This is a genomic window from Massilia sp. GCM10023247, assembly GCF_042653325.1.
GTDB lineage: Bacteria > Pseudomonadota > Gammaproteobacteria > Burkholderiales > Burkholderiaceae_D > Telluria.
The window spans coordinates 16,241-33,418 of sequence record NZ_JBHSIB010000027.1; the positions used below are offsets into that span (position 1 = coordinate 16,241).

Below are 17,178 nucleotides of genomic sequence, written 5' to 3' on the forward strand. Positions count from 1 at the left end.
GCAATGAGTATGAGCGATCCTATCGCCGATATGCTGACCCGCATTCGCAACGCACAAACTGTTCAGAAGACCACGGTCGCAATGCCGTCGTCGAAAGTCAAGGTTGCCATTGCCAACGTCCTGAAGGACGAGGGTTACATTGAGGATTTCGCCGTAACCACCGAAGGTGGCAAGTCGGAACTGAAAATCGGTTTGAAGTACTACACCGGCCGTCCGGTTATCGAGCGCATCGAGCGCGTGTCCCGTCCTGGCCTGCGTGTCTACAAAGGCAAAGACGAGATCCCGACCGTCATGAACGGCCTGGGCGTCGCGATTGTGTCGACCCCGCAAGGCGTGATGACTGACCGCAAAGCCCGCGCCAATGGCGTCGGCGGCGAAGTTATCTGCTACGTAGCTTAAGGAGTAGACGATGTCTCGAGTAGCTAAGATGCCAATCGCTGTCCCAGCTGGCGCCGAAGTGGCGATCACTGCAGCAGCGATCACGGTAAAAGGCCCACTGGGCACCCTGACCCAGGCGCTGAACGGCCTGGTCAAGGTTGAAAACAACAACGGCACGCTGACGTTTGACGTGGTCGACGATTCGCGCGAATCGAACGCCATGTCGGGCACCCTGCGCGCCCTGGTCAACAACATGGTTGTCGGCGTCACCAAGGGCTTCGAGAAGAAGCTGAACCTGGTCGGCGTGGGCTACAAGGCAGCAGTGCAGGGCAACGCCCTGAACCTGTCGCTGGGCTTCTCGCACCCTGTGCTGCACGCGATGCCGGAAGGCGTCACCGCAGTGACCCCGACCCCGACCGAAATCCTGATCAAGGGTATCGATCGTCAAAAGGTCGGCCAGGTTGCCGCCGAAGTGCGCGCTTACCGCTCCCCTGAGCCTTACAAGGGCAAGGGCGTCCGTTATTCGGACGAGGTGGTGAAGCTTAAAGAAACCAAGAAGAAATAATCGGAGCTGACGATGGACAAGAAAGAATCGCGTCTGCGTCGCGGACGCCAAACCCGCATCAAGATCGCGCAGCTGGGCGTGAACCGCCTGTCGGTACACCGTACCAACCTGCACATCTATGCGAACCTGATCAGCCCGGATGCGAAGGTCCTGGTTTCGGCTTCGACGCTGGAAGCAGACGTGCGCGCCGAACTGGCCGGTCAAAGCGGCAAGGGCGGCAACGCTGCCGCCGCTGCCCTGGTTGGCAAGCGCGTCGCAGAGAAAGCACTGAAAGCAGGGATCACCGAAGTCGCATTCGACCGTTCGGGTTTCCGTTACCACGGCCGTGTGAAGGCGCTGGCAGAAGCCGCGCGTGAAGCCGGTCTGAAGTTCTAAGGAAGAATCGTCATGGCAAAAATGCAAGCGAAAATGGCAAGCGACAAGCCGGATGATGGCATGCGCGAAAAAATGATCGCGATCAACCGCGTGACCAAAGTGGTCAAGGGTGGTCGTATCATGGGTTTTGCAGCGCTGACCGTTGTCGGTGACGGCGATGGCCGCATCGGCATGGGTAAAGGCAAGTCGAAGGAAGTTCCTGTCGGCGTGCAAAAGGCAATGGAAGAAGCCCGCCGCAACCTGATCAAGGTGCCCCTCAAGAACGGTACCCTGCACCACACCGTCTCCGGTCGTCACGGCGCCTCGCGCGTCATGATGATGCCAGCCAAGCCTGGTACCGGCGTCATCGCTGGTGGCGCAATGCGCGCTATCTTCGAAGTGATGGGCGTGACCGACGTGGTCGCCAAGTCGACCGGTTCGTCGAACCCGTACAACCTGGTGCGCGCTACCCTCGACGGTCTGTCGAAGATGAGCACCGCTTCCGACATCGCCGCCAAGCGTGGCAAGTCGGTCGAAGACATCATCGGTTAAGGTGAAGACAATGGCAAACACCATCAAAGTACAACTGGTCAAGGGCCTGATCGGCACCCGTCAGGATCACCGCGCTACGGTGCGTGGTCTGGGTCTGCGCCGCGTCAACTCGGTTTCCGAGTTGCAGGACACCCCGTCGGTGCGTGGCATGATCAACAAAGTCTCGTACCTCGTTAAAGTAGTCGGGTAAGCCTTCGGGCTTACCTAACGGAGAAAACAATGGAATTGAATACCATTCAACCAGCTGACGGCGCCAAGCACTACAAGCGTCGCGTCGGCCGCGGTATCGGCTCCGGCCTGGGCAAGACCGCCGGTCGCGGTCACAAGGGTCAGAAGTCGCGTTCGGGCGGTTTCCACAAAGTCGGCTTCGAAGGCGGTCAGATGCCTCTGCAGCGTCGTCTGCCGAAGCGCGGCTTCAAGTCGCTCAACGCAACGTTCAAGGCTGAAGTGCGTCTGTCGGACCTGAACAACCTGGCCGTCGGCGATGTCGACATCCTGGTGCTCAAGCAAGCAGGCATCCTGCCAGTGGTGGCGCGCGACGTGCGCGTGATCCTGTCGGGCGAGATCACCAAAGCGGTGAACCTCAAGGGCCTGAAGGCAACCGCGGGCGCGAAAGCGGCCATCGAAGCAGCTGGCGGTTCGGTCGCCTAAAGCGGCCGCTGCCTGATCGGAGCACAAATTGGCGACTAATTCACAACTTGGTAAAAGCGCCGCCGCCGGTTTCCCCTGGGGCCGGCTGTGGTTTTTGCTTGGCGCATTGGTCGTGTACCGCCTCGGTGCCCACGTCCCGGTTCCCGGGATCGACCCCGTCGCGCTGGCATCGCTGTTCAAGCAGAACGAAAGCGGCATCCTGGGCATGTTCAACATGTTCTCGGGTGGCGCGCTTGAACGCTTTACCGTGTTCGCACTCGGGATCATGCCCTACATTTCGGCTTCGATCATCATGCAGCTGGGGTCGATCGTCTCGCCGCAGCTGGAAGCGCTGAAGAAGGAAGGCGAAGCAGGGCGCCGCAAGATCACCCAGTACACCCGTTACTTCACGGTGGTGCTGGCACTGTTCCAGGCGTTCGGCATTGCCGCCGCGCTCGAAACCCAGCCGGGCCTCGTGCTCGATCCGGGTATCGGCTTCCGCTTCGTCACGGTCGTGACCCTGTTGACCGGCACCATGTTCCTCATGTGGCTCGGTGAGCAGATTACCGAACGTGGCCTGGGCAACGGCATTTCGATCATTATCTTCGCCGGTATCGCAGCCGGTCTGCCGTCGGCACTGGGTGGCTTGTTCACCCTGGTATCGAACGGTTCGATCAGCAGCTTCGCCGCGATCGTTATCGTGATCCTGGTGGCCTTTACGACTTACGCGGTGGTATTCGTGGAGCGTGGGCAGCGCAAGATCCTCGTGAATTACGCCAAGCGCCAGGTCGGCAACAAGGTGTACGGTGGCCAAACCAGCCACCTGCCCCTGAAGCTGAACATGGCCGGCGTGATCCCGCCGATCTTCGCGTCGTCGATCATCCTGTTCCCGGCGACGATCGTCGACTGGTACACGCGGGGCAAGGACACCAGCAGCCCGTTCATCGGGTTCCTGAAAGACCTGGCAGCCTCGCTGACGACCGGTGAGCCGATCCACGCCTTGCTGTATGCGGCGGCGATCATCTTCTTCTGCTTCTTCTATACCGCGCTGGTCTTCAACAGCAAGGAAACGGCGGACAACTTGAAGAAGAGCGGCGCGTTTGTCCCGGGCATCCGCCCTGGTGACCAGACCGCACGCTACATCGACAAGATCCTGATGCGCCTGACCCTCGCTGGTGCGGTGTACATCACCCTCGTGTGCCTGGTGCCGGAGTTCATGCAGTCGTACTGGAAAGTTCCTTTCTACTTCGGCGGCACGTCGCTCCTGATCATCGTGGTGGTGACGATGGATTTCATGGCACAAGTGCAGAATTACGTCATGTCGCAGCAATATGAATCGCTGCTGCGCAAGGCGAATTTCAAGGGTGGGATTCCGACGCGATAAGCGGGAGCGAAGAGATCGAATGGCAAAAGACGACGTCATCCAAATGCAGGGTGAGATTCTCGAGAATCTCCCGAATGCGACATTTCGCGTAAAGCTGGAAAACGGACATGTGGTCCTGGGGCATATCTCGGGTAAAATGCGGATGAACTATATCCGCATCCTCCCGGGAGACAAGGTAACGGTGGAGTTGACCCCGTACGACTTGTCCCGGGCGCGTATCGTATTCCGCACCAAGTAAAAAATATTAAGTAACCTCACCAGGAAGAGAGTACAAAATGAAAGTTAATGCTTCAGTCAAGCGGATCTGCCGCAACTGCAAGATCATCAAGCGCAAGGGCGTGGTCCGCGTGATCTGCGTCGAGCCGCGTCACAAGCAGCGTCAAGGTTAAGAGGAATAACGAATGGCACGTATTGCAGGGGTTAACATCCCAAATCATCAGCACACTGTTATCGGCCTGACGGCGATCTACGGTGTTGGCCGTCCACGTTCGCAGAAGATCTGCGACGCGACTGGTATCGCGACCAACAAGAAGGTCAAGGACCTGGACGACAACGAACTCGAGAAGCTGCGTGACGAAGTTGCGAAGTTTGTCGTGGAAGGCGATCTGCGCCGCGAACTGTCCATGAACATCAAGCGTCTGATGGACCTGGGCTGCTACCGCGGCATGCGTCACCGTAAGGGCCTGCCAGTGCGCGGCCAGCGTACCCGTACCAATGCACGTACCCGCAAAGGTCCGCGTAAGGCCGCTCAATCGCTGAAGAAATAATCTAGGAACCTGACCATGGCTAAGCAACAAAGCAGCGCAGCAGCAGCACGCGTTCGTAAAAAAGTGAAGAAGAACGTGGCTGAGGGCATCGCCCACGTCCACGCTTCGTTCAACAACACCATCATCACGATCACCGACCGCCAGGGCAACGCTCTGTCGTGGGCGACGTCGGGTGGCGCTGGCTTCAAGGGCTCGCGCAAGTCGACCCCGTTCGCGGCTCAGGTCGCTGCTGAAGCAGCCGGCAAGGTCGCACAGGAAAGCGGCGTGAAGAACCTGGAAGTGCGCATCAAGGGCCCAGGCCCAGGCCGTGAATCGGCTGTCCGCGCTCTGAACAACCTGGGTATCAAGATCACCGAAATCCAGGACGTGACGCCAGTGCCGCACAACGGCTGCCGTCCTCCGAAGCGTCGTCGTATCTAAATCCAGCCGGGCAGTTCGCTGCCCAGTTGTTTTCAATACACCGCTTGAGCAGCAAGCAGTAGCAAAAGCCGGTGCAGTGACCCGAATTCGGGTATACTGCCCGGCTGTTGTCGCCTTGAGCCCCGGCTCAGGGTGTTATTTTTAGCCACGTCCGCTCAATCATGGGTCGGACTAGCGCCTGCCGCATCTCGGGATGCCGCTGGGGCGTGATTAATACATTAAAGGATTCAACGTGGCACGTTATATCGGACCAAAAGCAAAACTGTCGCGCCGTGAAGGCACCGACCTGTTCCTCAAGAGCGCACGCCGCTCGCTCGACTCGAAGTGCAAACTGGACGTCAAGCCAGGCCAGCACGGCGTCAAGTCGGGTGCCCGCACCTCGGACTACGGCAACCAGCTGCGCGAAAAGCAGAAGGTCAAGCGCATGTACGGCATCCTCGAGCGCCAGTTCCGCCGCTACTTCGCAGAAGCCAACCGCCGCAAGGGCAACACCGGCGAAACCCTGCTGAAGCTGCTGGAATCGCGCCTGGACAACGTCGCTTACCGCATGGGCTTCGGCTCGACCCGCGCCGAAGCGCGCCAGCTGGTCAGCCACAAGGCCTTCACGGTCAACGGTAACGTCGTCAACATCGCTTCGTACGCAGTCAAGACCGGCGACGTCATCGCCGTTCGCGAAAAGGCCAAGAAGCAAGTGCGTATCGTCGAAGCGCTGTCGCTGGCCGAACAAGTCGGCATGCCGAGCTGGGTGTCGGTCGACAGCAAGAAGATGGAAGGCACCTTCCGTTCGTTCCCAGAGCGTAACGAGATCGCCGCCGACGTCAACGAAGCACTGATCGTCGAACTGTACTCGCGTTAATCGTTAGTCGGTATTCACGCCCGCTCCTCACCGAGCGGGCGTTTGCACTTCCAAAAGAATTCTCACATGCCATCAGCCTTATCGGTGTAACGAGCCGAGGGTATTGAAAAGGACATTTCATGCAAAATAGTTTGTTGAAGCCACGTATCATCGATGTCGAAGCCCTGGGCGCCGGTCACGCCAAAGTCGTGATGGAGCCGTTCGAGCGTGGCTACGGCCACACCCTGGGCAACGCGCTGCGCCGCGTGCTGCTGTCGTCGATGATCGGCTACGCGCCGACCGAAGTCACCATCGCCGGCGTCGTGCATGAGTACTCGTCGCTGGACGGCGTGCAGGAAGACGTCGTCGACCTGCTGCTGAACCTGAAGGGTGTCGTGTTCAAGGTCCACAACCGTGACTCCGTAACGCTGACCCTGAAGAAGGAAGGCGAAGGCGCCGTGCTGGCATCGGACATCGACCTGCCGCATGACGTGGAACTGATCAACCCGGATCACGTGATCGCTCACCTGACCGCCGGTGGCAAGCTGGACATGCAGATCAAGGTCGAAAAGGGCCGTGGCTATGTGCCTGGTAACGTCCGCCGTCTGTCGGAAGACACGAACAAGACGATCGGCCGCATCATCCTGGACGCATCGTTCTCGCCAGTGCGCCGCGTCTCGTACGCAGTGGAATCGGCCCGTGTCGAGCAGCGTACCGACCTGGACAAGCTGATCATCAACATCGAAACGAATGGCGTCATCACCCCGGAAGAGGCGATTCGCCAGTCGGCACGCGTGCTGGTCGACCAGCTGAACGTATTCGCTGCCCTGGAAGGCACGGAAGCCGCCGCCGAAGCACCATCGCGTGCTCCGCTGGTCGATCCGATCCTGCTGCGCCCGGTCGACGACCTGGAGCTGACCGTCCGTTCGGCAAACTGCCTGAAGGCCGAGAACATCTACTACATCGGCGACCTGATCCAGCGTTCGGAAAACGAACTGCTCAAGACGCCGAACCTGGGCCGCAAGTCGCTCAACGAAATCAAGGAAGTCCTTGCTTCGCGCGGCCTGACCCTGGGCATGAAGTTGGAAAACTGGCCCCCAGCAGGTCTGGAGAAGTAATCAGTATTCACCCGAAAGTACACACTACTTTCGGGTGGGATCAGTCAAAAAGGACTGGCAAAGCCAGATCCTTTTTGATTGAAAAAAGCGTAGTAATTAACCCCTAATAACCGGTCCGCGGTCATGCGTCATGCATGAACGATCGAAGAACTGGATTTAAAAACCTCGAAAGGAAGTACCATGCGTCACCGTCACGGCCTCCGTAAGCTGAACCGTACCTCGTCCCACCGTCTCGCCATGCTGCGCAACATGACCGTCTCGCTGCTGCGTCATGAAGCCATCAAGACCACCGTGCCAAAAGCCAAGGAACTGCGTCGCGTCATCGAGCCGATCCTGACCCTGGGCAAGACCGACACGCTGGCCAACAAGCGCCTGGCATTCGCCCGCCTGCGCGACCGCGAAATGGTGCAGAAGCTGTTCGCCGAACTGGGCCCACGTTACGCCAACCGTAACGGCGGCTACCTGCGCATCCTGAAAATGGGTTTCCGCGTGGGCGACAACGCGCCAATGGCGTACGTCGAGCTGCTGGACCGTCCGGAAGTCACCTCGGCTGAAGAAGCTCCTACCGCCGAGTAATCGCTCCGTGCGACAAGAAAAACCAGGCCTCGTGCCTGGTTTTTTTTCGTCCGTCCCCGCTCGGGCGAACCGGGCCCCGCGTTACCCATCGGTACGCAAGCGGTGTACCATTTGCGCTGTGTAGCCGATTCCAAAGGAAGTCATGCCCCGTTCTCTGTCTCGCGCGCCCGCCGGCCTGTGCGCCGCGTTCTGTTTCGTGCTGTCGCTGCTGTTCGTCCTCGCAGCCCCCGCCCGCGCCCAAGAATTCCTCGACCCCTCGCTCGCCTTCCGCGTCTCCGCGCAGATGGAAGGAGACAAGACCGCCGTCCTCACCTATGCGATCGCCGACGGCTACTACATGTACCGCGAGCAGTTCAAGTTCAAGGCCGAGGGCGCCAAGCTGGGCGAGGCGCAGATCCCGCCGGGAAAAGTGAAATATGACGAGACCTTCCAGAAGGATGTCGAGACCTATAAAGGCTCGGTGACGATCCGGATTCCCGTCGAGGGCAGCGGACCCTTCACCCTGGTTGCGACCAGCCAGGGCTGCGCCGACGCCGGCCTGTGCTATCCGCCGCAGGAAGCGCGCCTCGCGCTCGCGGCGGGCGCCGCCGCCTTGCCGCCGAGCCTGCCGATCGGCGCCAACGCCCCCGCCCAGTCCCCGTCCATCCTGTCGTCGAGGCCCCTGAGCGAAGGGCCGCGCGGCGCGGGCACGAGCGAGGCGCCGGCTTCGGCTGCGGCCGTGCAGGCGCCGGCCGCGGCGCAGGCGCCGTCCGAGATGGCCGGCATCGACGCCATCCTGCAGGGCGGCCGCCTGCTCGCGATCGTGCCCGCGTTCGCGCTGCTCGGGCTGGGCCTGGCATTTACCCCCTGCGTGCTGCCGATGGTGCCGATCCTGTCGTCCATCATCGTCGGCGAGGGCGGCAACACCAGGCGTTCGCGCGGCCTGCTGCTGTCGGTGACCTATTCGCTCGGCATGGCCATCGTCTACACCGCGCTCGGCGTGGCCGCCGGCCTGATCGGGGAGGGCCTGGCCGCGGCCCTGCAGAACCCCTGGGTGCTGGGCGCTTTTGCCCTGTTGATCGTGGCGATGGCGATGTCGATGTTCGGTTTCTACGAGCTGCAGGTGCCGGCTGCCCTGCAGACCAGGCTGGCCGGCGCGTCGAGCCGCCAGCGTTCCGGCAAGCTGGCCGGGGTGTTCGCCATGGGCGCCATCTCGGCCCTGATCGTCGGTCCCTGCGTGGCAGCGCCGCTTGCCGGCGCCCTGGTCTACATCAGCCAGACGCGCGACGTGCTGATCGGCGGCGCCGCGCTGTTTTCGATGGCGATCGGCATGAGCATCCCGCTGTTGCTGGTCGGCGTCTCGGCCGGTTCGCTCCTGCCGCGGGCCGGCGCCTGGATGGAATCGGTGAAACGCTTCTTCGGCGTGCTGATGCTGGGCATGGCCTTGTGGCTGGTCTCGCCGGTGTTGCCGGCGGCGCTGCAAATGGCGCTGTGGGCAGCCCTGCTGCTCGGTTACGGCGCGTGGCTGCTGAGCCGGCGCGGGCACTGGGCCTCGCTCGCCCTGGGCGCCGCCTTCGGCATCCTCGGCGCGATGCAGCTGGTCGGCGTGGCCAGCGGCGGGCGCGACGCCCTGGCGCCGCTGGCGCACCTGAGCGGCACCCCGCGCCACGCGCTCACCTTCCAGCGCGTAAAAACCGTGGACGAACTCGACGCGGTGCTGGCCGCGAACCGCGGCAAGACCGCGATGCTCGATTTTTATGCGGACTGGTGCGTGTCCTGCATCGAGATGGAAAAGCTGACCTTCGTCGACCCGGCGGTGCAGGCGAAGCTGGCCAATACCTTGCTGCTGCAGGTCGACGTGACGGCCAACGACGCCCACGACAAGGCGATGCTGAAACGGTTTGGCTTGTTCGGCCCGCCGGGGATTATTTTCTTCGACGACAAGGGCGTCGAGATCGCGGACAGCAGGGTGATCGGCTTCCAGAACGCAGAGAAATTCTTGCGGTCGCTGCAAAAGCTCGACTAGCAGAGAAGCGTAGGGTGGAGTCCCGACTCCACGCCCTTGCCGGCCGCGTCGATCGGATGATCGAACCGTCTCCGCCTGCTGCTGCGCTGGCAGGAGGGCGCCAACGAAGATCGCACCTCCCACCCGTGGAGTCGGGAACGGTTCGCCGCCCGCTCCACCCTACACGGGTTTAGCTTTGTACTGCCGCGCCGCGCTGGCCGTGGTGGCCGTGGTGGCCGTGATGGCCGCGGTGCTTGCCGCCGAAGCGCATCGCCTTGCTGTCCATGACCTGCTTCTGTTCCGGCGTCAGCGCGGCGTAGAAGCTGTTCAGGGCCGCCAGGCGCGCTTCCATGCGGGCGGTGCGCTGCTTCTGGCGTTCGATCTGCATCTGCAGGCGCTGCGGAGCGGGCAGGGCGGCCAGCTTGGCGCGCTCGGCGCCGGCCTGGGCCAGCGGACGCTGTTGCGGCTTGCCGGCGGCCAGGAAGGCGGCGAAGGCCGGTTCCTGCTGCGGGGTCAGCTTCAGCTCGGCGCGCAGCTTGGCGGCGCGCTGGGCCTGGCGCTCGGCCATTTTCGCGTGACGCTCGGCCTTGTGGGCCGCGCGCTGCTCGACGGTCATGGCGTGGCCATGGCGGCCTTCCTGCGGCTGGGCAGCCGGCTGGGCGGCGCTCTGGGCATAGGCGGCACCGGCGAAGCCGATGGCGGCGAGGGAAACCAGGATGTTCTTGCGGATGGTGTTCATTTCAGGTGTCCTTTTGGTGTGTGAGTCAGTGTGAGCGCCCAACAAAACTCTCATGGCGGCGTTGCGTCGTCTCGCCGTACTAGCGTACTGTCTTCGACAACGCGCCTTGCCCTGAGAGCTTTGTCAGACGCTCTTCTTGTGTGGCGTGAACTGCTCGCTGCACAGGACCATCTTCGCCAAAAAATGTAAGCCCAGCGTGTCCCCTGCCACACACTTTGTATCAATATGTTTCCTTCCTGAATCCATATACATACCGATACAAATGCGCTGTGCACTGCGAATGTAAGCAGGGATAATTGCGCCCATGGACAATCCCTCTACTATCCTCATCGTCGACGACGACCGCGACATTCGCCAGCTGCTGGCCGATTACCTCGAGTCGAATGGCTACCGCGCGCTGGCAGCGGGCGACGGCGTCGCGATGTGGAAAATTCTCGACGAGTCGCGCCCCGACCTGATCGTGCTCGACCTGAACCTGCCCGGCGACGACGGCCTGACCCTGTGCCGCAAGCTGCGCGCCACCTCGAGCCTGCCGGTCATCATGCTGACCGCCCGCAACGAGCCGCTCGACCGCATCCTCGGCCTGGAGATGGGCGCCGACGACTACCTGCCGAAACCCTTCGAGCCACGCGAGCTGCTGGCGCGCATCCGCAGCGTGCTGCGCCGCTCGCATGCGATGCCCTCGAATGCCCCGACCGAGAACGTGCAGCAGATGCGCTTTGCCGGCTGGACGCTCGACCTCACCGCGCGCCACCTGGTCAACCCGGACGGCGTGGTGATCATGCTCTCGGGCGCCGAGTTCCGCCTGCTGCGCGTCTTCCTGGAACACCCGAACCGCGTGCTCAACCGCGACCAGCTGCTCAACCTCACGCAGGGACGTGACGCCGATCCGTTCGACCGCTCGATCGACATCCAGATCAGCCGCCTGCGCCAGAAGCTGGGCGAGGATGCGCGCATGCCGCAAATTATCAAGACCGTGCGCAACGGCGGCTATGTGCTGGCCGGCCAGGTCACGGTGGAGCCGGCCGCGTGAAAGCCTTCATCGGCTCGATGACCGGCCGTGTCTTCGCTACCCTGTTGCTCGGCATTCTGGTATCGGCCGCGCTGACCCAGTGGCTGGCCGACGTCGAGCGCCAGCGCGTGCTCGAGCGCCAGCGCGACCAGACCCTGATCGAGCGCGCCGAGCAGCTCATCATGGCGACCGAGATCGTGCCGGCCTCGGCCCGGCGCGCCTACCTGGCCGTGGCCAACCGTCCCGGCCTGCAGCTCGAAGTCGGCGCGCCGCATCGACAGGCGCCGATGTCGATCTTCGCCAGGACCCTGTCCGACCGCCTCGGCCCGGACTACCTGATCGCCTCGGCAGCACAGCGTCCCGAGGCCTGCGCCCATCCGCCGCGCATGCCCCTGCTGTACGGCCTGCTCAGCGCCGAATGGACCGGCGCCTGCGAAAACCTGAACGTGCGCCTGCGCGACGGCGAGCAGCTGCACCTGGCCGTCCTGCCGCCGCGCTCGCTGGTCGGCGTCGAGACCGATTACCGCGGCGTGCTCGCCCTGTTTTTCGTCAGCATCGCCTTCCTCGCTTACCTGGTCGCGCGCATGACGACGCGCCCGCTCAAGCAGCTGGCGCAAGCGGCGCAGGACCTCGGCAACGACATCAACCGCGCCGCGCTCGACCTCACCGGCGCCAGCGAAATCCGCCAGGCCAGCGCCGCCTTCAACGCGATGCAGGCGCGCATTCGCCAGTACATCTTCCAGCGCACGCAAATGCTGGCCGCGATCACCCACGACCTGCAGACGCCGCTCACGCGCATGCGCCTGCGCCTGGAAAAAGTCGCGGACGACGAGCTGCAGGAACGCCTGATCGGCGACCTGTCGGCCATGCAGGCCATGGTGCGCGAGGGGCTCGAGCTGGCGCGCAGCATGGATACCACGGGGAGCATGCAGATGCTCGACCTCGATTCGCTGGTGGCCGCCAGCGTCGACGACGCCGCCGACGCCGACCAGCCGGTCACGCTGTCGGGGCGCTCGGGCATGGCGCTGCTGGGACGTCCGCTCGACCTGCGCCGCTGCCTGGGCAACCTGATCGACAACGCGGTCAAGTACGGCCAGACGGCCCAGGTCGTGGTGGACCGGGTCAAGGGCGCGGCGCGCATCCGCGTGCGCGACGCCGGCCCCGGGATTCCACAGGCCGAGATGCAGCGCGTATTCGATCCGTTCTACCGCGTCGAGACCTCGCGCTCGCGCGAATCCGGCGGCACCGGCCTGGGCCTGACGATCGCCCGCAACATTGCCGAACAGCACGGGGGCAGCATCACGCTCGCGAACCATCCCGAAGGCGGACTGGAAGTGACGCTGATGCTGCCGGAATACTATCCTGAAAAATAAGGCTGCCATGGGCGCCAGTGACGCTGGTAGCATCGCAGCTTTCGCATTGCATTGATTGATCGATAAAGCCGCCGGGACGCGCGGTAAGGGACCTGAATGAAAAAGAATACGCTAGCAGTGATCGCCATCGTCGTTGCCGCCGGTGCGGCGGGAACCTGGTACATGAACCGCGGTGTCCATGCCGAGGCCGGAAGCGGGCAGGGCGCCCCGGGCGGTCCCGGCGGGCGCGGCGGCGCGATGCCGCCCACCACCGTCAATGTGGTCGCGCCGCAACGCCAGGATGTCGGCGTCGACGTCGCGGCCAACGGCACCGTCACCCCGCAGCGCACGGTCGATTTGCGGCCGCAAACGACCAGCACGATCCGCCAGGTGCATATCAAGGAAGGCCAGTTCGTGAAGGCCGGCCAATTGATGTTCTCGCTCGACGACCGCAGCGACCAGGCCAGCCTGGCCCAGGCGCAAGCCGAAGTCCAGCGCGGCCGCGCCACCCTGGCCGACCTCGAGCGCCAGTACAAGCGCAGCCAGGAACTGGTCGCCCAGAAATTCCTCGCCCAGAGCGCCGTCGACACGCTGCGCAGCCAGGTCGAGGCGGCCCGCGCCGCGCTGGCCGCCAGCAGCGCCGCCGCGCGCGCCCGCCAGGTCAACGCCAGCTACACCAGCATCCGCGCGCCGATGGCCGGCCGCGTCGGCGCCATCAACGTCTATCCGGGTTCGCTGGTGCAGCCGGCGACCTCGCTCACCACCGTCACCCAACTCGACCCGATCGACGTCGCCTTCACGCTGCCGGAATCGAGCCTGGGCTCGCTGCTGGCCGCGCAACGGGCGGGCAAGGTCGCCGTCGAGGCGAGCACCGGCGAGGCCGACGCCAAGCCCGTGACGGGCGAACTGAGCTTTGTCGACAACACCGTCGACCCGACCAGCGGCACCATCCGCGTCAAAGCCCAGTTCGGCAATGCCGAGGGCCTGTTGTGGCCGGGACAATACGTGAATACCCGGGTGACCGTGCGCACGATCAAGGACGCCATGGTGATTCCGCAAAACGCGATTATCATCAACGCCCAGGGGACCTTCGTCTACGTGGCCGAGAAGGACGGCACGGCGCGCATGGTGCCGATCACGCGCCAGCACGCCTTCGGCCTGAACGCGGCCGTGACCGGCCTGTCCGGCAACGAGCAGGTCATTACTGAAGGCAAGCAGAACCTGCGTCCGGGCGGCAAGGTACGCTTGGCAGGTGCCAAGCCACAAGGCGGTCCTGCTGCACCGGCGGGAAAGGATAAAGCCGCATGAATTTGTCCGAACTGTGTATCCGCCGCCCGGTGATGGTGGTGCTGCTGTCGATCAGCCTGGTGCTGGTCGGCGTGCTGGCCTACATGCACATCCCGGTCGCCGCACTCCCTAGCTATAACACCCCGGTCATCAACGTCGGCGCCAACCTGCCCGGCGCCAGCCCGGAGACGATGGCGTCCTCGGTGGCGCTGCCGCTCGAAAAGCAATTCTCGACGATCGCCGGCATCAAGCTGATCACCTCGACCAGCACCCAGGGCAATACCAGCCTGACCCTCGAGTTCGCCAACGAGATCGACGTCGACAAGGCCGCCGTCGACGTGCAGGCCGCGCTGCTGGCCGCCCAGCGCCAGTTGCCGCAGGAGATGACGGACCTGCCGTCCTACCGCAAGGTCAATCCGGCCGACTCGCCGATCCTGTTCATGCACATGACCTCGCCGTCGATGAACCTGTCGGAGCTGAACGATTACGCCGAGAACATGGTCTCGCCGGCGATCTCGACCCTGCCAGGCATCGCCCAGGTCACGGTCAACGGCGGCAAGCGTTACGCCGTGCGCGTGCGCGCCCGTTCCGACCTGATGAACGCGCGAAATATTTCGATGGACGAACTGGCCGCCGCGCTGCGCGCCGCCAATTCCAACGCGCCGCTGGGCGTGCTCGACGGCCCGGCCCAGACACTCACCATCCAGGGTGGCGGCCAGATGCGCAAAGCAGCCGACTTTGCCAACCTGATCGTCGCCAACCGCGACGGCCTGCCGGTGCGCCTGCGCGACGTGGCCGAAGTCGAGGACAGCTACCAGTCGGTCAAGGCCGCGGGCAGCCTGAACGGCGAGCGCTCGATCGTGCTGATGGTGCAGCGCCAGCCGAATGCGAACACCGTGCAGGTGGTCGACTCGGTGCGCGCGCTGATGCCGAAGTTCGAGCAGCAACTGCCGGCCTCGATCAAGATCCACCTCGTCAACGACCGTTCGATCTCGATCCGCGAAGCCATCCACGACGTCAACCTGACCCTGGCCGGCACGGTGATCCTGGTCATCCTGGTGATCTTCCTGTTCCTGCATCGCCTGACGGCCACCCTGATCCCGGCGGTGACGGTCCCGATCTCGCTGCTGGGCGCGCTGTCGCTGCTGTACGCCTTCGGCTACAGCCTCGACAACATCTCCCTGCTCGGCATTACGCTGGCGGTCGGCCTGGTGGTCGACGACGCCATCGTGGTGCTGGAAAACATCGTGCGCCACATGGAGATGGGCAAAAAACCTTTCCATGCAGCCCTGGTCGGCTCGCGCGAGATGGGTTTTACCATCATCTCGATCTCGATTTCGCTGGTGGCCGTGTTCATCCCGATCTTCTTCATGCCGGGCGTGATCGGCTTGCTGTTCCGTGAGTTCGCGGTCGTGGTGGGGCTGGCCGTGCTGGTGTCGGCGGTGGTCTCGCTGACCCTGGTGCCGATGCTGTGCTCGCGCCTGATCAAGGGCGGCGGCCACGTCGAGCCGCACGAGATGTCCTGGATCGGGCGCCGTTTCGAGGCCATGTTCACGAGCGTGCGCAACGGCTATGGACGCACCCTCGATTCCGCGCTGCGCCACCGCTTCCTGGTGCTGATGCTGGCCGTCGGCACCCTGGTACTGACCGTCTTCCTGTATTCGACCATGCCGAAGGGCTTCTTCCCCGAGGAAGACCTGGGCCAGCTGCGCGTCACCGTCGAAGCGGCCGAGGACACCTCGTCGGCCAAGCTGATGGAACTGCAGGGCAAGGTGGTCGACGCGATGCGCGCCAACAAGCACGTGCAGGACGTCACCTCGTTTACCGGCGGCGGCAACACCGGCCGCATGTTCCTGGTGCTGGTGCCGCGCAGTGAACGTCCGGCGATGCCGGTCGTGCTGGACGAATTGCGCAAGGCCACGCGCGGGATTGCCGGCGTGCAGGTCTACATGTCGCCGGTGCAGAACCTGCAACTGGGCGGACGCCAGAGCAAGAGCCGCTACCAGTACACGCTGCAGAGCGTGTCGGGCGGCGAAATCGGCGGCTGGGCCGAGCAGTTCCTCGAGCGCATGCGCGCCAACCCGCTGTTCCGCGACGTCACCAGCGATTCGCAGAACCGCGGCCTGCAGGCGACCCTCGACATCGACCGCGACAAGGCGTCGCGCCTCGGGGTCGACATGGCCAGCGTGCGCAGCGTGCTCTACGCCACCTTCGGCGAGCGCCAGGTGTCGACCATTTATACGAGCGCGGCAAGTTACTACGTGATCCTGGAAGCGGCCGAAGCGGACCGCTATTACGACGATGCGCTGGGTAAAGTCTCGGTGCGGTCGAAGTCGGGCGAACTGGTGAAATTGTCGAGTTTTGCCAGCGTGCGGCGCACGGTCGGCCCGATCGCGATCAACCACCAGGGGCAGTTGCAGGCCATTACCCTGTCCTTCAACCTGGCGCCGAACGTGCCGCTGGGCGATGCCACCGCAGCGATCGAGCAGATGGGCCGCGACATGAAGCTGCCGGCATCCGTCATCACCCAGTACGGCGGCGACGCGGCAGTGTTCCAGGACACCCAGTCGAGCCAGCTGATCCTGATCATCACGGCGATCGGCGTCATCTACGTGCTGCTCGGCGTCCTGTACGAGAGCTACATCCACCCGCTGACCATCCTGGCAGGCCTGCCCTCGGCGGCGGTCGGGGCCTTGCTCACGCTGTGGCTGTTCGACATGGACCTGACGCTGATCGCGATGATCGGCATCCTGATGCTGATCGGTATCGTCAAGAAGAACGCGATCATGATGATCGACTTCGCGCTCGATGCCCAAAGAAATGCCGGCATGAAGCCGGTCGATGCGATCCGCGAGGCCTGCATCCTGCGCTTCCGCCCGATCCTGATGACGACGCTGGCGGCGATGATGGGCGCGTTGCCGATCGCGCTGGGCATCGGCGCCGGCGCCGAGCTGCGCCAGCCGCTGGGCCTGGCCGTGGTGGGCGGCCTGATCTTCTCGCAGGTGATCACGCTCTACATCACGCCGGTCATCTACCTGTACCTCGACAAGTACAGCGGCACCGGGCCGATGACGGACGACGACGTGGCCGCGGCCGAGGCGGCCCACGCCACGCCCGAGCCGCATCCCGCGCTGAAGCACCCGTCACGGGCGGCCTGAAACAAGTTGTAACAACTGTCGGCAGAGCAAGACGGTAAGCTCGGGGCAGGAACCTTGCTCAGCCGAG

The 17,178-nt window shown here is 63.6% G+C and carries 20 protein-coding genes; 19 read left to right on the forward strand and 1 reads right to left on the reverse strand.

Annotated elements, in window-relative coordinates:
• The first annotated feature begins 3 nt into the window (after nt 1-3).
• The 15 genes from rpsH to dsbD all read left to right on the forward strand — a co-directional run bounded on the left by rpsH (nt 4) and on the right by dsbD (nt 9,584).
• Complete coding sequence (gene rpsH, locus ACFPAH_RS21965) at nt 4-399, forward strand: 30S ribosomal protein S8 (RefSeq protein ID WP_379749613.1); 396 nt, start codon at nt 4-6, stop codon at nt 397-399.
• 10 nt (nt 400-409) lie between these two features.
• Entirely contained in the window at nt 410-943 is a 534-nt protein-coding gene (rplF, locus tag ACFPAH_RS21970; protein ID WP_379749615.1) for a 50S ribosomal protein L6, read from the forward strand.
• Nucleotides 944-955: 12 nt separating this feature from the next.
• On the forward strand, nt 956-1,318 hold the full coding sequence (gene rplR / locus ACFPAH_RS21975; RefSeq protein ID WP_379749617.1) for a 50S ribosomal protein L18: 363 nt from the start codon (nt 956-958) through the stop codon (nt 1,316-1,318).
• A 12-nt stretch (nt 1,319-1,330) separates the two neighbouring features.
• Nucleotides 1,331-1,849 carry a 30S ribosomal protein S5 gene (gene rpsE, locus ACFPAH_RS21980; protein WP_193687461.1) on the forward strand — a complete coding sequence of 173 codons (519 nt, stop codon included), beginning with the start codon at nt 1,331-1,333 and terminating at the stop codon, nt 1,847-1,849.
• Between the two features lie 10 nt (nt 1,850-1,859).
• Nucleotides 1,860-2,039: a 50S ribosomal protein L30 gene (gene rpmD, locus ACFPAH_RS21985; RefSeq protein WP_056337609.1), complete on the forward strand. Its 180-nt coding sequence runs from the start codon at nt 1,860-1,862 to the stop codon at nt 2,037-2,039.
• Between the two features lie 29 nt (nt 2,040-2,068).
• Complete coding sequence (gene rplO / locus ACFPAH_RS21990) at nt 2,069-2,500, forward strand: 50S ribosomal protein L15 (RefSeq protein ID WP_159627936.1); 432 nt, start codon at nt 2,069-2,071, stop codon at nt 2,498-2,500.
• A 28-nt stretch (nt 2,501-2,528) separates the two neighbouring features.
• Entirely contained in the window at nt 2,529-3,863 is a 1,335-nt protein-coding gene (secY, locus tag ACFPAH_RS21995) for a preprotein translocase subunit SecY (protein ID WP_379749619.1), read from the forward strand.
• Between the two features lie 19 nt (nt 3,864-3,882).
• Nucleotides 3,883-4,101: a translation initiation factor IF-1 gene (gene infA / locus ACFPAH_RS22000; protein ID WP_005663428.1), complete on the forward strand. Its 219-nt coding sequence runs from the start codon at nt 3,883-3,885 to the stop codon at nt 4,099-4,101.
• A 37-nt stretch (nt 4,102-4,138) separates the two neighbouring features.
• Nucleotides 4,139-4,252, forward strand: coding sequence for a 50S ribosomal protein L36 (gene rpmJ, locus ACFPAH_RS22005; protein WP_005663407.1), 114 nt, complete (start codon nt 4,139-4,141; stop codon nt 4,250-4,252).
• 12 nt (nt 4,253-4,264) lie between these two features.
• Nucleotides 4,265-4,630, forward strand: a complete 366-nt coding sequence (rpsM, locus tag ACFPAH_RS22010; protein WP_056337616.1) for a 30S ribosomal protein S13 — start codon at nt 4,265-4,267, stop codon at nt 4,628-4,630.
• 15 nt (nt 4,631-4,645) lie between these two features.
• Nucleotides 4,646-5,050 carry a 30S ribosomal protein S11 gene (gene rpsK, locus ACFPAH_RS22015; protein ID WP_005663404.1) on the forward strand — a complete coding sequence of 135 codons (405 nt, stop codon included), beginning with the start codon at nt 4,646-4,648 and terminating at the stop codon, nt 5,048-5,050.
• 232 nt (nt 5,051-5,282) lie between these two features.
• The gene (rpsD, locus tag ACFPAH_RS22020) at nt 5,283-5,906 is read left to right on the forward strand and encodes a 30S ribosomal protein S4 (protein ID WP_379749621.1); all 624 of its coding nucleotides are present in this window, start codon (nt 5,283-5,285) and stop codon (nt 5,904-5,906) included.
• Nucleotides 5,907-6,025: 119 nt separating this feature from the next.
• A complete protein-coding gene (locus tag ACFPAH_RS22025) occupies nt 6,026-7,003 on the forward strand; it encodes a DNA-directed RNA polymerase subunit alpha (RefSeq protein ID WP_026354946.1) in 978 nt (325 codons plus the stop codon).
• Nucleotides 7,004-7,183: 180 nt separating this feature from the next.
• Nucleotides 7,184-7,579 carry a 50S ribosomal protein L17 gene (rplQ, locus tag ACFPAH_RS22030; RefSeq protein ID WP_005663400.1) on the forward strand — a complete coding sequence of 132 codons (396 nt, stop codon included), beginning with the start codon at nt 7,184-7,186 and terminating at the stop codon, nt 7,577-7,579.
• Between the two features lie 142 nt (nt 7,580-7,721).
• Nucleotides 7,722-9,584 (forward strand): protein-disulfide reductase DsbD, encoded by a 1,863-nt coding sequence (gene dsbD / locus ACFPAH_RS22035; protein ID WP_379749623.1) that lies wholly within the window; start codon nt 7,722-7,724, stop codon nt 9,582-9,584.
• Nucleotides 9,585-9,753: 169 nt separating this feature from the next.
• Here the strand turns inward: dsbD and ACFPAH_RS22040 are convergent, their stop codons facing one another.
• Nucleotides 9,754-10,302, reverse strand: coding sequence for a Spy/CpxP family protein refolding chaperone (locus ACFPAH_RS22040; protein ID WP_379749625.1), 549 nt, complete (start codon nt 10,300-10,302; stop codon nt 9,754-9,756).
• A gap of 304 nt (nt 10,303-10,606) precedes the next feature.
• Here ACFPAH_RS22040 and ACFPAH_RS22045 point away from each other — a divergent pair, with 304 nt between their 5' ends.
• From ACFPAH_RS22045 to ACFPAH_RS22060, 4 genes are all read left to right on the forward strand, one after another.
• The gene (locus tag ACFPAH_RS22045) at nt 10,607-11,335 is read left to right on the forward strand and encodes a response regulator (RefSeq protein WP_379749627.1); all 729 of its coding nucleotides are present in this window, start codon (nt 10,607-10,609) and stop codon (nt 11,333-11,335) included.
• Complete coding sequence (locus tag ACFPAH_RS22050; RefSeq protein WP_379749629.1) at nt 11,332-12,687, forward strand: ATP-binding protein; 1,356 nt, start codon at nt 11,332-11,334, stop codon at nt 12,685-12,687. The genes ACFPAH_RS22045 and ACFPAH_RS22050 overlap by 4 nt, the downstream gene beginning before the upstream one ends.
• 96 nt (nt 12,688-12,783) lie before the next feature.
• On the forward strand, nt 12,784-13,974 hold the full coding sequence (locus tag ACFPAH_RS22055) for an efflux RND transporter periplasmic adaptor subunit (protein ID WP_379749631.1): 1,191 nt from the start codon (nt 12,784-12,786) through the stop codon (nt 13,972-13,974).
• On the forward strand, nt 13,971-17,111 hold the full coding sequence (locus ACFPAH_RS22060; protein WP_379749633.1) for an efflux RND transporter permease subunit: 3,141 nt from the start codon (nt 13,971-13,973) through the stop codon (nt 17,109-17,111). The genes ACFPAH_RS22055 and ACFPAH_RS22060 overlap by 4 nt, the downstream gene beginning before the upstream one ends.
• Nucleotides 17,112-17,178 lie beyond the last annotated feature (67 nt).

Excerpts from the sequence above, each read along its gene's own strand:
- rpsH (WP_379749613.1), top strand. The coding sequence starts at position 4 with ATGAGTATGAGCGATCCTATCGCCGATATGCTGACCCGCATTCGCAAC.
- rplF (WP_379749615.1), top strand. The coding sequence starts at position 410 with ATGTCTCGAGTAGCTAAGATGCCAATCGCTGTCCCAGCTGGCGCCGAA.
- rplR (WP_379749617.1), top strand. The coding sequence starts at position 956 with ATGGACAAGAAAGAATCGCGTCTGCGTCGCGGACGCCAAACCCGCATC.
- rpsE (WP_193687461.1), top strand. The coding sequence starts at position 1,331 with ATGGCAAAAATGCAAGCGAAAATGGCAAGCGACAAGCCGGATGATGGC.
- rpmD (WP_056337609.1), top strand. The coding sequence starts at position 1,860 with ATGGCAAACACCATCAAAGTACAACTGGTCAAGGGCCTGATCGGCACC.
- rplO (WP_159627936.1), top strand. The coding sequence starts at position 2,069 with ATGGAATTGAATACCATTCAACCAGCTGACGGCGCCAAGCACTACAAG.
- infA (WP_005663428.1), top strand. The coding sequence starts at position 3,883 with ATGGCAAAAGACGACGTCATCCAAATGCAGGGTGAGATTCTCGAGAAT.
- rpmJ (WP_005663407.1), top strand. The coding sequence starts at position 4,139 with ATGAAAGTTAATGCTTCAGTCAAGCGGATCTGCCGCAACTGCAAGATC.
- rpsM (WP_056337616.1), top strand. The coding sequence starts at position 4,265 with ATGGCACGTATTGCAGGGGTTAACATCCCAAATCATCAGCACACTGTT.
- rpsK (WP_005663404.1), top strand. The coding sequence starts at position 4,646 with ATGGCTAAGCAACAAAGCAGCGCAGCAGCAGCACGCGTTCGTAAAAAA.
- ACFPAH_RS22025 (WP_026354946.1), top strand. The coding sequence starts at position 6,026 with ATGCAAAATAGTTTGTTGAAGCCACGTATCATCGATGTCGAAGCCCTG.
- rplQ (WP_005663400.1), top strand. The coding sequence starts at position 7,184 with ATGCGTCACCGTCACGGCCTCCGTAAGCTGAACCGTACCTCGTCCCAC.
- dsbD (WP_379749623.1), top strand. The coding sequence starts at position 7,722 with ATGCCCCGTTCTCTGTCTCGCGCGCCCGCCGGCCTGTGCGCCGCGTTC.
- ACFPAH_RS22040 (WP_379749625.1), bottom strand. The coding sequence starts at position 10,302 with ATGAACACCATCCGCAAGAACATCCTGGTTTCCCTCGCCGCCATCGGC.
- ACFPAH_RS22045 (WP_379749627.1), top strand. The coding sequence starts at position 10,607 with ATGGACAATCCCTCTACTATCCTCATCGTCGACGACGACCGCGACATT.
- ACFPAH_RS22055 (WP_379749631.1), top strand. The coding sequence starts at position 12,784 with ATGAAAAAGAATACGCTAGCAGTGATCGCCATCGTCGTTGCCGCCGGT.
- ACFPAH_RS22060 (WP_379749633.1), top strand. The coding sequence starts at position 13,971 with ATGAATTTGTCCGAACTGTGTATCCGCCGCCCGGTGATGGTGGTGCTG.